14 protein-coding genes are annotated in these 14,022 nt (G+C 74.6%); 5 read left to right on the top strand and 9 right to left on the bottom strand.

Features of this window, described 5'->3' with window-relative positions:
* Positions 1-6: 6 nt before the first annotated feature.
* Positions 7-384: a hypothetical protein gene (locus ACIGXE_RS07260; RefSeq protein WP_399744389.1), complete on the bottom strand. Its 378-nt coding sequence runs from the start codon at positions 382-384 to the stop codon at positions 7-9.
* A gap of 101 nt (positions 385-485) precedes the next feature.
* On the opposite strand from ACIGXE_RS07260, the gene ACIGXE_RS07255 reads away from it, so the two are divergent.
* Complete coding sequence (locus ACIGXE_RS07255) at positions 486-1,019, top strand: DUF6328 family protein (RefSeq protein WP_399744387.1); 534 nt, start codon at positions 486-488, stop codon at positions 1,017-1,019.
* 41 nt (positions 1,020-1,060) lie between these two features.
* Here the strand turns inward: ACIGXE_RS07255 and ACIGXE_RS07250 are convergent, their stop codons facing one another.
* Positions 1,061-2,608: an ATP-dependent DNA ligase gene (locus ACIGXE_RS07250; protein WP_399744385.1), complete on the bottom strand. Its 1,548-nt coding sequence runs from the start codon at positions 2,606-2,608 to the stop codon at positions 1,061-1,063.
* Positions 2,609-2,672: 64 nt separating this feature from the next.
* Positions 2,673-3,878, bottom strand: coding sequence for a DUF6397 family protein (locus ACIGXE_RS07245; protein WP_399745150.1), 1,206 nt, complete (start codon positions 3,876-3,878; stop codon positions 2,673-2,675).
* A gap of 49 nt (positions 3,879-3,927) precedes the next feature.
* Between ACIGXE_RS07245 and ACIGXE_RS07240 the strand changes: the two genes are divergently transcribed.
* Positions 3,928-4,206, top strand: coding sequence for a hypothetical protein (locus tag ACIGXE_RS07240; RefSeq protein WP_399745194.1), 279 nt, complete (start codon positions 3,928-3,930; stop codon positions 4,204-4,206).
* A 61-nt stretch (positions 4,207-4,267) separates the two neighbouring features.
* Here ACIGXE_RS07240 and ACIGXE_RS07235 read toward each other — a convergent pair whose 3' ends face one another.
* The 6 genes from ACIGXE_RS07235 to ACIGXE_RS07210 all read right to left on the bottom strand — a co-directional run bounded on the left by ACIGXE_RS07235 (position 4,268) and on the right by ACIGXE_RS07210 (position 10,549).
* On the bottom strand, positions 4,268-4,684 hold the full coding sequence (locus ACIGXE_RS07235) for a roadblock/LC7 domain-containing protein (protein ID WP_399744383.1): 417 nt from the start codon (positions 4,682-4,684) through the stop codon (positions 4,268-4,270).
* A gap of 144 nt (positions 4,685-4,828) precedes the next feature.
* Complete coding sequence (locus ACIGXE_RS07230) at positions 4,829-5,443, bottom strand: GTP-binding protein (RefSeq protein ID WP_399744382.1); 615 nt, start codon at positions 5,441-5,443, stop codon at positions 4,829-4,831.
* Positions 5,424-5,840, bottom strand: coding sequence for a DUF742 domain-containing protein (locus ACIGXE_RS07225; protein ID WP_399744381.1), 417 nt, complete (start codon positions 5,838-5,840; stop codon positions 5,424-5,426). The genes ACIGXE_RS07230 and ACIGXE_RS07225 overlap by 20 nt, the downstream gene beginning before the upstream one ends.
* A gap of 12 nt (positions 5,841-5,852) precedes the next feature.
* On the bottom strand, positions 5,853-6,287 hold the full coding sequence (locus tag ACIGXE_RS07220; RefSeq protein WP_399744380.1) for a roadblock/LC7 domain-containing protein: 435 nt from the start codon (positions 6,285-6,287) through the stop codon (positions 5,853-5,855).
* On the bottom strand, positions 6,284-9,322 hold the full coding sequence (locus tag ACIGXE_RS07215) for a nitrate- and nitrite sensing domain-containing protein (RefSeq protein ID WP_399744378.1): 3,039 nt from the start codon (positions 9,320-9,322) through the stop codon (positions 6,284-6,286). Before ACIGXE_RS07215 ends, ACIGXE_RS07220 begins: the two co-directional genes overlap by 4 nt.
* Positions 9,323-9,652: 330 nt before the next feature.
* Entirely contained in the window at positions 9,653-10,549 is an 897-nt protein-coding gene (locus tag ACIGXE_RS07210; protein WP_399744376.1) for an MHYT domain-containing protein, read from the bottom strand.
* Positions 10,550-10,753: 204 nt separating this feature from the next.
* On the opposite strand from ACIGXE_RS07210, the gene ACIGXE_RS07205 reads away from it, so the two are divergent.
* The 3 genes from ACIGXE_RS07205 to ACIGXE_RS07195 all read left to right on the top strand — a co-directional run bounded on the left by ACIGXE_RS07205 (position 10,754) and on the right by ACIGXE_RS07195 (position 14,021).
* Positions 10,754-11,356 (top strand): class I SAM-dependent methyltransferase, encoded by a 603-nt coding sequence (locus ACIGXE_RS07205; protein ID WP_399744375.1) that lies wholly within the window; start codon positions 10,754-10,756, stop codon positions 11,354-11,356.
* A gap of 225 nt (positions 11,357-11,581) precedes the next feature.
* Complete coding sequence (locus ACIGXE_RS07200; protein ID WP_399744374.1) at positions 11,582-12,517, top strand: hypothetical protein; 936 nt, start codon at positions 11,582-11,584, stop codon at positions 12,515-12,517.
* A gap of 136 nt (positions 12,518-12,653) precedes the next feature.
* A complete protein-coding gene (locus ACIGXE_RS07195) occupies positions 12,654-14,021 on the top strand; it encodes a tannase/feruloyl esterase family alpha/beta hydrolase (RefSeq protein ID WP_399744372.1) in 1,368 nt (455 codons plus the stop codon).
* The last annotated feature ends 1 nt before the right edge of the window (position 14,022 follow it).

Here is a 14,022-nt window from a genome sequence, read left to right as displayed (position 1 = left end):
CGCCCGTCAGCGGGACGCGAGGAGGAGGCGCGCCTCGGTCTCCTGATCACCGGAGACGGATTGCAGGGACTGGATCTCGAAGGCGCGGGCCAGCACCTTCTCGACCTCGTCGACCGCGTGGTATCCACCGGTGAGCAGCGCACCGACCATGCCGGTGAGCGGCGCAGGCGGGGTCTCCTCGTGCCGGCCGCCGGCCGTGTCGAAGGTGGCCGTCCAGACGGTGGTGGCGGGCGTGGTGGCCGCCTCCGGGCCCGGCGCCGTCATGTCCTCGATCTGGTACGTGTGGTCGAGGACCTCGAAGACGGCCTGGGCGTCCTCCCGGCAGCAGTCGCTCAGCTGCACGGTGACATCGGTGTCGATGTGCAAGTCGTACACGTCGCTCATCTCCTCGTGTGCCGATTCCAGCATCCCTCTCGGGGCGGTGTCCCGCGAGGTTCGTGGCAAGGTGGGAGTCAGGGTGGGAGGACGACGACACGGGAGGCGGCGTGACCGGAGGAGAACCGAGCAACCCGGAGCCCTCGCGGCAGGACGACGACCAGCTCTACCGGGGCCGCCACGAGACGCCCGAGGAACGCGCGGACCGACGCTGGAACGAGCTGATGCAGGAGATCCGGGTCGCCCAGACGGGCGTGCAGATCCTGTTCGGCTTCCTCCTGACGGTCGTCTTCACCACACGCTTTCCCCAACTGTCGGACACCGACCGCACCATCTACATCATCACGGTCTCCCTCGGCGCCGCCGCGACCGGGGCGCTGATCGGCCCCGTCCCCTTCCACCGGATCGTCGCGGGCCGGCGGATCAAGCCCCAGGCCGTGACCTGGGCCTCCCGGCTCACCTTCGTGGGCCTGGTCCTCCTCCTCGCCACCCTGGCCTGCGCCCTGCTGCTCATCCTGCGTGTGGCCACCGGGGCGACGTTCGTCCCCTGGCTGGTGGCCGGACTCGTCTTCTGGTACCTCCTCTGCTGGTTCGTCCTGCCGCTCTGGGTACGCCACCGCTACACGGCCCAGGACCGCAAGTAAGGACCCCGCCGGCCGGGGGCGGCGAAGCCACGTCCGCCGCCTCAGTGGGAGGCGAGGACCGTCTCCACCGTGTCCGCCTCCGCGGCGGACTTGTCGGTGCGGTGCCGTACGACCCGGGCGAACCGCAGCGTCACCCCGGCCGGGTAACGGGTCGAACGCTGCAGCCCGTCGTAGGCGATCTCGACGACGAGCTCCGGCCGTACGCGCACGGTGAAGCCGTCGTCCGACACGGCGAGTCGACCGAGCCGCTCGGTCTGCCACCGCAGCATCTCGTCCGTGAGCCCCTTGAACGTCTTGCCCAGCATGGCGAACGTGCCGTCCGCCGCGCGGGCGCCCAGATGCAGGTTGGACAGCAGCCCGGTGCGCCGCCCGTGCCCCCATTCCGCCGCGAGCACCACGAGGTCGAGAGTGTGGACCGGCTTCACCTTCAGCCAGGTGCGCCCCCGCCGCCCGGCGACGTACGGCGCGTCGAGCGCCTTCACCAGCACGCCCTCGTGGCCCCGGGCGAGAGTGTCCCGGAAGAACCGCTCGGCCGCCTCGACCTCCGCGGACTCACCGGGCTCGGCGACGACGGCCCGGCGCACCCGCAGCGGCTCGGGCAGCAGCCGGGCCAGCACCTCGTTCCGTTCCCGCCCGGGCCGGTCCACGAGGATCTCGCCGTCCGCCGCGAGCACGTCGAAGAACACCGGGGACAGCGGCACGGCGGCGGCCGCGCCGGCCACGTCGAGCCGCGAGCCGACCCGGGACGCGATGTCCTGGAAGGGCAGCGGCCGGCCCGTCCCCGGGTCGACGGCGATCACCTCCCCGTCCAGGACGAACTCGTCCCCGCGCGTCTCCCGAGCGGTCGCGACCACCTCGGGAAGCCGGTCGGTGATGTCGTCCAGGGAACGGGTGTAGACCCGCACCTCGTCGCCTCGCCGGTGGACCTGGATCCGGATCCCGTCCAGCTTCTCCTCGACCGCGCAGGGCCCGAGAGCCGCGACCGCCTCCGCGACCCCGCCCGCCGTGTGCGCGAGCATCGGCTGCACGGGGCTGCCCACCCGAAGAGTGAACGCGCCGAGAGCGGCCGGCCCCTCGGCAAGCACGGCCCGGGCCACCCGCGGCAGCGAGCCCTCGAGCATGACGGCCCGCCGCAGCTCCTCGGGCCCGACTCCCGCCGCCTTGGCGACGCCCTCCAGCGCGACGGCGTCCAGGGCACCCTGCCGGACGTCACCGGAGAGAAGGCGCAGCAGGAACTCCTGTTCCGGCAGGGTCGCCGCGGCCAGCAGCTCGTGCACGAGCCCGGCCCGTCTGGCCTGCGCCCCGGCCCCCGCGACCGCGGCCAGCTCGGTCATGAGGGTGTCGGTGGCGGCCAGCGTCAGCTCCGGCTCCTCCGCGGGCGGCACGGCCGGCGGCAGGACGGTCTTGAGCACGCTCCAGCCCACCCCGATCCGCCCTTGCGGCAGCCGCCCGGAGAGATAGGCGATGACCAGCGGACTCTCGTCGGGCTCGGCCTCCGCGAACAGTTCGGCGAGCAGTCCGATCTTCCGCGACCGCGCCGACGTGGCGGCGACCTGCCCCGACACCTCGGCGACTCGGGCAAGGAGCATGCGCCCATCCTGCCCGTGCGCACCGCACCCCGCACCCCGGCCCGCGCACCCCCCGGCCCGCCCCTCACCCGCCCGGCCGGGACCTGACCTCCTTCCGCCCGCGCAGCCGGTCCAGCAGACTCCGCCGAGTCCGCCGCCCCGGCGGCCGGATGCCCCCGGGCGGACGCGCGGGGCCGGCCGACGCAGTGCCGAGCGACGCCGGTCCGGGCGACGCCGGTCCGAGCGACGCCTCGCCGGGCGACATCGGACCGCCCGCCAGCCCGGCCGGCGCCGGGCCGGAGGACGCCGGGCCGGAGGACGCCGGGCCGGAGGACGCCGGGCCGGAGGACGCCGGACCGGTCGGCGCCGGGCCCGGGACCGGCCCGGCCGCGTCACCGCCCGGGAGCGCCGTCTGCGGCCGTACCGCCGGTGCCGGGGACGGCAGGGTCGCGGGAGCGGTGGCAGGGAGGCCCAGGGGCGCCGTCGCGGGCATGGGCACGCCGAGGGCCGCGAGGATGCTCCCCGGTGGGGCCAGGGGATGGCCGCCGGGCGGCGGCGCTCCCGGCCACGGCGCCTGCCGGTCGGCGCGGGCCTCGTCCAGGGCGAGGGCGAGACTCATGCGGTGCCAGAGGATCTCGTCCGGGTCGTCCGCGAGGAGCAGACGGTCGGCGATCTCCCGGGCCGCCGGAGTGGTGGGTCGCCAGCTGGGCGGCGCGGGGCGGAACCGGTCCAGATAGGCGCGCTCGAAGGGGTCGTCGACCACCTCGGCCAACTGGACCGGGTCCAGCAGCGAGGCGATGGCCGCCGTGCGGACCCACGGGTCGCCGCTCGCCCGAAGCAGCATCCCGAGCCGCCGGGCCCGCCAGTTCCGGGGCCGCCAGTCCTCGCCCCCGTCGGCTCTGATGCGCACGTCCAGGGGCAGCCGACCGGTGAGCAGTCCCGGGTGGGTGAGGGCGAACTCCCCCAGCTCGGCGGCCGGGTAGAGCCACACGACGGCCCGGTAGCGGTTGACGTAGAACCGCACGGGGCTGAAGTGCCCGGTCCTGGCCAGCCGGGCGAACCGCTCCTTGCTGATGGAGAGCAGCTGGGCACCCTCGCTCGTCCCGACGGACCGGACCCGTTCGCGCAGCCCCTCGGGGAAGTCCGGGGCCTTTGTGAGCCGTTCGATCTCACTCCGGGCCACGCGGCGCCGGGTCGGATCCGCCGCGCCCTCCGCGGTGCCGGGCATCGCGCCCGGCACCGTACGGACGAAGCCCAGTTGGACGGCGAGTTGGAACTCCTCACGTTTCAGGGCCAGTTCCCGGGCGGCCCGCCCGGGCGTCAGCGTCGACGCGCCGTCCTTGTCCAGCCTGACGGCGCGCTCGGCCGCACTTTCGGTCGACTTCGACTTCGACTTCGACGTCGCCGTCCCTGCCGGCCGGATCGACGTCCGGGACGTCGTTCGGGACGTCGTTCGGGACGTCGTTCGGGACGTCGTTCGGGACGTCGTTCGGGACGTCGCCCGGGACGCCGTTCGGTTCGTCGTCGCCGTCGCCGCCCGCCACATCTTCTGCGGTGTCGCTTGCATGGTCATGCGTCGGTCTCCCCCGTGTCGCGTTCACTTCGAACACTTTCGGTGATGACCGTAACGCACAGTGACGACCGTCCGCCTACCCTGTGGACAACCGCCTGTGGACAACCTCAGGCGTCGTCCGCTCCGCCCTTCCCGCCGGGCTGTCGCGCCGCCACGCCCAGGTGCTCGCCGACCCGGTTCACCAGCAGCGTCATCTCGTAGGCGACCTGACCGACATCGGCCTCCGCAGCGCTCAGGACGGACAGGCAGCTGCCCTCGCCCGCCGCCGTGACGAACAGCAGGGCCTCGTCGAACTCGACCATCGTCTGCCGCGCGCGGCCGGCGTTGAAGTGCCGGCCCGAGCCGCGGGCCAGGCTGTGCAGACCGGAGCAGACCGCGGCCAGGTGCTCGGCGTCCTCCCGCTCCAGGCCGCTGCTCGCACCCGTCACCAGGCCGTCGTTCGACAACACCAGCGCATGCTGTATCGAGTCGACCCGGCGGGTCAGGTCGTCCAGGAGCCAGTCGAGTCCGCGGTCCAGCGCCATAAGTGGTCCTCCCCCTGTGTGGTCATGCTTCGGATCAGCCTTACGCACTGTCGTGGACAGGGCAAGCACCCGTCGCCGTCCCCGCGCGCCGCCACCTGCTCACGGAGGTCCTCACCGAGGTCCTCGTCCGCGCGGCCCAGGCACTCAGCCGACCGAGTCCAGAAGTCGCGCGGTGTGCACCCGGCCCGCGTACTCGACCAGCCGGATGAGGACCTCCTTGCCCGAGTCGCGGTCCCGCGCGTCGCACAGCACCACCGGAGTGCCACGGTCCAGGTCCAGGGCTCGCGAGACGTCGTGAGCGCCGTAAGTACGGGAGCCCGCGAAGCAGTTGACGGCGACGACGAACGGGATCCGGCGGTGCTCGAAGTAGTCGACCGCGGGGAAGCAGTCCTCCAGGCGCCGGGTGTCGGCGAGCACGACGGCTCCCAGAGCGCCCTGGGAGAGCTCGTCCCACAGAAACCAGAAGCGGTCCTGCCCCGGCGTCCCGAAGAGGTAGAGGGAGAGGCCGGAGCGGATGGTGATGCGGCCGAAGTCCATGGCCACGGTCGTGGTGGTCTTCTGGTCGACGCCGCCCGTGTCGTCAACGGACTGCCCGGCGCGGCTGAGCTGTTCCTCGGTGCGCAGGGGCCGGATCTCGCTGACGGCGCCGACGAGGGTGGTCTTGCCGACTCCGAATCCGCCGGCGACAAGGATCTTCAGTGCGAGCGCCGTGGTGTCCACGCCGCCCGCCGGGGTGCTCTCAGAGCGCTCGTAGGCCATCGATTACTTCCCTCAGGATCCGTTCGTCCGGGAGTTGTGCGGGGGGCACGGGTCTGCTGACCTTCACGAAGCCGGCTTCGAGGAGGTCGCCCAGGAGGACCCGCACGACGCCGACGGGCAGGTCGGCGTCGGCGGCGAGCTCGGCGACCGACTGGGTCTCGGCGCGGCACAGGGTGAGCAGGGACCGGTGTTCGGGACCGAGGAGCGACTCCTCGGCCGAGCCCGGCGGGTGGTCGTCGACGACGACGAGCGCGATGAGGTCGAACCGTACGTTGCTCGGTCCTGGCTTGGTACGGCCGCCGGTCATCGCGTACGGCCGGACCAGCGGTCCGGCGTCGGCGTCGTACCACCGACTGCCCGGCAGGGCCTGGCCGTCGCCGGGGCTGTCCTCGTTCATGGGTCTCTCCGGTCAGCCGGCGGCCGGCGGGGTCACCGTGAGCCGCGGCGGGGTGTGCAGGTGCTCGCCGACCCGCTTCACCAGGCGGGCCATCTCGTAGGCGATGAGGCCGATGTCGGCGTTGACCCCGCTGAGGACGGCGAGGCAGGAGCCGTCCCCGGCGGCGGCGACGAAGAGGAAGCCGTCGTCCATCTCGACCATGGTCTGCCGCACGCCGCCGGTGTGGAACTGGCGTCCCGCGCCCTTGGCGAGGCTGTGGAAGCCGGAGGCGATGGCCGCCAGGTGCTCGGCGTCCTCGCGGCTGAGCCCGCTGGAGGCGCCGACGGCGAGCCCGTCGCTGGACAGCACCACCGTGTGGCGCACCTCGCGGACGCGCATGACGAGGTCGTCGAGCAGCCAGTCGAGTTCGCCGGAGCGGTGGTGGGAAATCCTCTCGTGGTCGATCATTCGTCGTCTCCTTCACTGCCGGGGTCGCGGGGTGCTGTGTGGCCGTAACCGGTGCCGAGGGGGCGCCGGGGACCGGGCTGAGCTCCCTGGGCGCCGCTGCCGGCACGTGCGTCGCCGGGGAGCGGGCTGCCCGGGAGCGGGGTGCCCGGAGCCGGTCCTCCGCCTCGCCGCCAGCCCTCGCGGTAGGCGGACATCCGGTCCCTGACCTGCTCCGGGGTACGTCCGGTCGCGCCGTCGGGGACGGCCGGAGTGGCGTACGGGCCGGGCTCGGGCGCCTCACGCAGTTGCGGCACGAGGCTGGCCTGCCGTATCCGCCGCGGCAGTTCAGCGCCTGCGCCCTCCCCGGGCGCACCAGGTCCCGTGGAATATCCGGCGGTTACGGGAGATCCCGCAGGCCCCGTGGGTCCCGCAGGTCCCGTACGTCCGGTGGATTCGGCAGGACCGGCAGATCTGGTGGATCCGGCTGGTACGCCGGCTGCGGGGGGCACGGCCGGCCCCGTGGAGGGTGCGCCAGGGGGCGCCGTAGGCAGGGTCGGGGAGGCCGGGGGCAGCGTGCGCGTGGCGCGCCGGCGCAGGTCGGTGACGGCGGCCGGAGGGCGGTCCGGCTCCGAGGGCGCCGCGAGGGCGGGGACGCGGGGCGGTCGCGGAGCGCCGGGGCCGGGTTCGCCCGCCGCGGTCGCGGATGCGGATGCTCCTGCGGAAACCGGTGCAGGGCGTGGGCCGGGCACGGATGCTCCCCCGGGTACGGGTACGCGTACAGGCGCGGTGGTCCGCCCCGCGGGGTCGGCGTGGGCCGGGGCGGAAGCAGCAGCGGAGGCGTGTGCGGCGGTCCGGCCGGGCGGGAGGGCGCCCTGCAGCAGGTCGGTGGGGAGCAGCACGACGGCGGTGGTGCCGCCGTAGGGCGAGGTGCGCAGGTGCACCTTGACGTCGTGCCGCGAGGAGAGGCGGCTGACGACGAACAGGCCGAGCCGGTCGCTGTCGAACAGGTCGAGCGCCTCGGACTGGGCGATGCGGGCGTTGGCCTCGGCGAGGCTTTCCTTGCCCATGCCGAGGCCGCGGTCCTCGATCTCCAGGGCGTAGCCGTTGCCGACGGGTTCGCCGCTGACGCGCACCTTGGTGTGCGGCGGGGAGAACTGGGCGGCGTTCTCGATGAGTTCGGCGAGGAGGTGGGTGAGGTCGGCGACGGCGCCGCCGACGACGGCGGCATCGGGGAGCGGGCGCAGCTCCACGCGCGCGTAGTCCTCGATTTCGGAAACGGCGGCCCGGACGACGTTGGTGAGCGGGACAGGCATGCGCCAGGCGCGGCCGGGGGCGGCGCCCGAGAGGATGATGAGGCTCTCGGCGTGCCGGCGCATGCGGGTCGTGAGGTGGTCGAGCCGGAAGAGGTCGCCGAGTTCGTTCGGGTCGTCGGCGCGCCGCTCCATGCTGTCGAGCAGGTTCAGCTGCCGGTGCACCAGGACCTGACTGCGGCGGGCGAGGTTGACGAAGACGCCGGAGATGCCGCTGGCGAGTTCGGCGCGTTCAACGGCGGCCGAGAGCGCGGCCCGGTGGACGGTCGTCAGCGCCTCGCCGACCTGACCGATCTCGTCCTCCGGAGCGGGTCCGGGCGGGGCCTCGGCCTGTACGTCGATCTCCTCGCCGGCCCGCAGCCGGCGCATGGCGGCGGGAAGTTTGCGGCGGGCGATCTCCAGAGCGCCGTTGCGGAGGCTGACGAGCTCGACGACCAGGCCGCGGCCGATGCGGACCGAGATCACGAGGGAGGCGGCGACGGCCGCGAGTCCGAGGACGACGGCGGCGCCGCCCGCGCTGAACGCGCCCCCGCCGAAGGGGTCGTACCGGTTGGCGGCATTGGCGCGGGCGGCCTTCGCGACGCCGGTGATGCCCTCGCTCACGGTGGTGTGGGCGGCGTCCCACTCGCCGGAGGGGGCGGCTTGGGCGGCGCGCCGTCCCGGCTCGGCGGCACGCACCCGCTCCTCGGCGTTCTCCAGCTGCCGGTAGGCGGGCTGGGCGGTCACGTCGTGCCATGCGGCCCGCTGGGGCGCGGGCAGGTCCGCGGTGGCGGACTCGACCAGGGTCCGCCGGGCCTCGACGGCGCCGCCGAACTCCCGGAGGTGTTCGGCGTTCAGCTGTCCGGTGAGGTGCGCGGCCCCGAGCAGCGCGTCCTCGCGGGCGAGCATCTCCCCCGCGCGGGCCAGTTCGAGCAGGACGCGGGCCTCGGCGCCGGAGCCGGTGTCCTCGATGCCGGAGAGGGCGCCGCCGACGGCGAAGCCGGCGGAGATGGCGGCGGTGTACGCGTCGTAGATCTGGTCTCCGTCGGCGCGGCCCTCCACGGCCGCGGTGCGCAGCCGGCCCAGGCCCTCGGCCTTGCCGGCGAAGTCGGCGACCCGCGTCGACACGTCGACGGGGAGGTTGCCGCTGTCGCCGACGGTGTGCCGCTCGTCGAGCCTCAGCCGGGCGACGGCGGCGTCCGTCGTCCGCACCCGGTCCTTGAGCTCGGCGGCGCGCCCGCTGCCGGGAGCGGCCGCCTGGCGCACGGCGGCACGGCGTTCGTCCTGGAGAGCGACGATCGCGAGGACGACGGGCTGCCGGACGTCGGTGTCCACGGACTGCAGCAGCCGGAGCCGGGCGATGTCCTGGGCCGTGGTGACCGTGGCGAAGCCCCACAGGGCGAGCAGGGACACGACCGGGACCATGAGCAACGAGACGATCTTGGCCCGGACGGTACGGGGGCGCAGGCCCAGGCCTCGGCTCCGGCCCCCGAGACGCGTCACCGGTTCATGACCAGCGTCACGGCGGGCGGACGGCGGCTCAGGAGGGAGCCCCTCGGGGCCCGGGCGGCCCGCGGCCGGTCGGCCGCCAGCCCCCTCGCCCGATGTGGGCACGCCCGACGTGGGCACGCCCGGCGCGGACTCGGCAGGCCGTTCGTGCGGTGCCGTTTCGTCGGCGGGCCGCCCGGCGTGCGCCCGGCGCCCGCGGGCCGCCGTGGGCGGCTGCGCGGAGGCCTCGGCCTCCGGGGTCCTGCGGGGAGTTCGCATGGCCTCCTCGTTCCTTCGTTCACGGACCCGGTCAGAGCGGGCGGGGTCCGCTGGTGCTGGGGCTTACGGCGGGGTGGTACGCGACGACGGTCGGCGAGCCCGGCTCCGTACCGGCGGGCCGGCAGGGACCGGCAACGGAGGGCAGGGGGCGGCTAAGACGGCAGGGACCGGCTGAGACGGCCGATCGGACGGGGCGACCTGCGAGTCGCGGCGGGACGGACGGGAGACGGCGGGTGGTGGGCGGGGCACCGGGCGGACGGGGAGGGCGAGAGGGGCACCCCCACACCTCCCCGGCCCGCCGGAGCCGACCCCCACACCTCCCCGGCCCCCTCACGCGTCCGAAGCGCCATGGACCGGTCCCGCCGGATGGGCGAAGGCAGCGGACGTGGCGGCGGTCTCCCGCGGGCGGGGTGGCGTCTCGTCCGGCCGGAAGCCGGGCGGTGCGACGTCCACCGCCCGCTCGTCGGGCTCCGTCAGGCGCCCGGCCGAGGCGTAGGCGGCGCGCTCGCTCGCCGTGGGCGAGAGGGCGACGAACGCGGAGGTGATGAAGAGGTACGAGCCGAGGCCGACGGCGAGCGGGAAGATGAACTGCATGACCGTCGCCCCGGGAAGCTCGGCCGCGGAGGGCGCGACCTCGACCCGTACGGCGAACATGCCCGTGTAGTGCATGCTGCTGACCGCCGCGCCCATGACGAGGGAGGCGAGGGCGACGGCCGCCGGCGCGTGGATGTTGAGGGCCGCCCAGAGGGCAGCCGTCGCGGCGACGACCGCGATGACGACGGAGAGGGCGACGAGCGCGGGGTCGTAGCGCACCTGCCCGTGCAGTCGCAGCGCCGCCATGCCCATGTAGTGCATGCTCGCCACGCCGACCCCCGTCGTCAGGCCGCCGATCAGGAGCGACCGGACCCGGTCGCGGCCGTGTCCGACGGCGAACACGCCGACGCCCACCACCCCCATGGCGACGAGGAGGCTGAGGAGGGTGAGGGGCACGTCGTAGCGGATGTCGGTGCCGGTCACGCCGAAACCGAGCATCGCGACGAAGTGCATCGTCCAGATGCCGGTGCCGATGGCGGAGGCGGCGGTGAGCAGCCAGTTGCGCCGTGACCGTCCGGTCGCGTCGAGGGCGCGTACGGTGCAGCGCAGTCCGAGGGCGGCGCCGATGCAGGCCATCGCGTACGACAGCACGGGTGTCAGCCAGCCGTAGCTGGCGTGGTCCAGGTGTCCCATGGCTCCGGGACGCTAGTGGGCCCCGGGGGGCGCACCGGGGGCGCATTTCGAAAGCTGATGGAATATGACAGAGAGATTTCCCGAACGATCGCGGCGGGCTCGAACGAGCGCACAGAACGTTCACACGCCCGAGGGATTTCCGAGGAGCCCGATCCCGGTGACTCACGCCTGTGGGTGACGCGCGCCTGAGGGATCATGGGACACATGAGCGATGACCCCACACAGGTACGGGAGTTCTTCGGCGCCCGCGCCGCGCGCTGGGACTCCCGGTTCCCGGACGACGGCCCCGCCTACGCGGCCGCCGTGGCCGAGCTCGGCCTGCGGCCCGGCGCCGCCGTGCTCGACGCGGGCTGCGGCACCGGCCGGGCGCTGCCGCCGCTGCGCGCCGCGGTGGGTCCGCGCGGCACGGTGATCGGCGCGGACCTGACCCCCGAGATGCTGGCCGAGGCGGCGAAGGCCGGACGCGACCGGTCCGGCGCGCTGCTGCTCGCGGACGTCGCCCGGCTGCCACTGCGGGACGGGGCGCTCGACGCGGTCTTCGGCGCGGGGCTCGTCTCGCACCTCGCGGACCCGGCCCGCGGTCTGCGGGAGCTGGCCCGCGTGACACGGCCGGGCGGGCGGCTCGCCCTCTTCCACCCGATCGGACGCGCCGCGCTCGCCGCGCGCCACGGACGGCGGCTCACCGACGACGACCTGCGGGCCGAGCCCAATCTCCGGCCCCTCCTGGCCGGTTCGGGCTGGGAGCTGACCGCCTACACCGACGAGGACGACCGCTTCCTCGCGCTGGCCGTACGCCGTACGGAGTGACGGTTCCGCCACTCCGACGATCTCCCCGGCGCCCGCCCGACCGGCCGCCCCACGGTCCGCCCCACCGTCCGCGCCGCCACCTGCTGCACCGGCCGGGCCGCCGGCCCGCAGCGCCGGCCCGCGCCCCCACCGCCGTCCCGCGCGTCGGGATGTTCCCGTGACAGCTCTCGACGGGCGGGTTACTCACTGGTTAGGGTGCGCCGACGACCAGATGGGGAGGCTGACGTGGGTGAACCGGAACCCGCCGCGACCGGCGCGGGACACGGCGACGGTGACGACGACGCGCTGTACGTGCTGACGGCCGCGCTGCTCACGCCCGCACAGTTCCCGACCGTGCTCGGCGACGACTACCCGGCGGCGTGCGCGGCCCTGCACCTCGAGCCGTATGCGGAGGGGTACGGGCTGGTGCTCGGCCAGGACGGCCAGGGCGCGCGGTGGACGGTCGTCGTCGACGACGTGTCGCTGGTCGCGGTGGCGATCGCCTCCTGGGACTGCGGGATGGAGTACGACCTGTCCCCCGACGAGCGGTCGGTCGTGGCCGCGCTGCCCGGCTGGCCGCTCGCCGTCGCCACGGCCGCGCCCGGCCTGCCGGCGCCCCACGACCCCGAGCCGGAGGAGGGCGATCCGGCCCCGCTGTCGCCGCCCGACGGCGAGCGGTGGGGACCGGCCCAGCGGCGCCTGGGCGCGGACATGGTGGCGCTCCAGTGGTCCGCGTGGCGGTCCCGGATGGACGAGCCGGAGGACGGCGGGACCCCGGACGGCGCGGGCTCGGAGGCCGTGGCCCCTGAGGGGCCGGCCGCGGAGAGCGTCCCCTCCGCGGGCTCGGGCGGCCCGGGAACGGAAAGCCCCGGCGGCCCCGCCTCTGCCTCCGCACCCGCACCCGCACCGGTCCCCTACACCGGCGTTCGCCGGGCGCTCCACGAGCTGAGCGGGTATCTGGAGGAGGCGCCGCCCGTGGGGCGGGTGCGATCGAGCTTCGCCGGGGGCGAGGCGCGGATGCTGCGGGCCGACGGCCCCGGCTGGTCGCTCGTCGCGCGCACCGACGACATGGCCTTCGTGCTCCTGGACGAGGAGCCGCACGAGGTCCTCCCGGTGACCCGCGGTCCGAAGCTGCCGGCGCTCCTGGAGGCGCTGGACGCGATGGCGGTCCGTCCCAGCTGAGCGCGTCCCACACGACGAGGGCGTCGGAGGTGTGGCGCGGGCCCATGGTCCGCTGATCGGGACGCCCGCAGGATGTGGCGGCGCGCCTCTCGGCGCGCACCCCGCGTCCGTACCGTCGTCCCATCGGAGGCCCGCCATGCGCCTGTCCCGAGGCGTTCCCCTGCTCGCCGTATTCCTGACGGGGCTCACCGTCCTCGGCCCCGCCGCGCCCGCCGGGGCGCGCGAGCCCGGCCACTGCGCCCGGCAGCACCGGCTCGACGTACCGGGCGCGGAGCACCAGGAGACCGCCTGTCTGGCCGATCTGACCACGGCGGGGCTGGCCGGCACCCCGTACACGGACATGGCCGACCAGGCGGGGCTCTCGGCGAAGGGCACGGTCAACCCCTCAGGGGTGCCGGGCGTCCAGGTCGACGGCTATTTCCCGGACGACTCCCGGCTCAACGGCACCCACGGCTGGGCCCACGACGCCCAGTTCGTGATCCGGCTGCCCGACCACTGGAACGGCGGCCTGGTCGTGACGGGCGCGCCGGGCACGCGCCGCCAGTACTCCACGGACACCCTGATCTCCGACCAGGTGCTCGCGCAGGGCTTCGCGTACGCGGCCACGGACAAGGGCAACACCGGGCCCGACTTCTTCACGGACGGGCGGGCGCCCGGCGACGCCGTGGCGGAGTGGAACCGCCGGGTGACCGAGCTGACGAAGGCCGCCAAGAAGGCCGTGCGGCAGCGGTACGGCTCGGGCCCCCGGCGCACGTACATGACGGGCATCTCCAACGCCGGCTATCTGACCCGCTGGCAGCTGGAGAACCGGCCCGAGCTGTACGACGGCGGCGTGGACTGGGAGGGCGTCCTGTGGACCACGCGCGGCCCCAACCTGCTCACCGGCCTGCCGGTCACCGTCGCCCGCCATTTCGGGACGGCCGGCGACGAGGACCTGATCCGGGCCGGCTTCGCGCCCGGCTCGCGTTTCCTGTGGCCGTACCACGACAAGGCCTACTGGGGGTTGACGCAGAAGATCTTCCGGGCCGAGTTCGACCCCTCGTACGACCCCGCCTGCCCCGGCACCACCGCCGGCGCGACGGTCGAGCAGATCCTCGCGCCGTGCGCCTCGGACGCCTCGTACGACTACGCGACGCGCCCGGCCTCCGTGCGGAAGGCGGTGGCGAAGGTCGCGCTCACCGGCCGGATCGGGAAGCCGCTGATCACCCTGCACGGCGATCTGGACACGCTGCTGCCGATCGCGACCGACTCGGACGTGTACGCGCGGATGATCGACGCCCGCGGGCGGGGTGCGCTGCACCGCTACTACACCGTGCAGGACGGGACGCACACCGACGGTCTGTACGACACCTACCCGGACCGGCTGCGGCCGATCCTGCCCTGCTACCGCTCGGCGTTCACCGCCCTGACGCGGTGGGTGGAGGCGGACGTCAGGCCGCCCGAGGACCGGCTGATCGCGCGGCCCGCGGGCGGTGACGTGGTCAATTCCTGCGCGTTGCGCTGAG

This window comes from Streptomyces sp. NPDC053431, assembly GCF_044544925.1.
Classification (GTDB): domain Bacteria; phylum Actinomycetota; class Actinomycetes; order Streptomycetales; family Streptomycetaceae; genus Streptomyces.
Note: the sequence above shows the minus strand (reverse complement) of the source record. Positions and strands in the feature narration are given on the sequence as shown.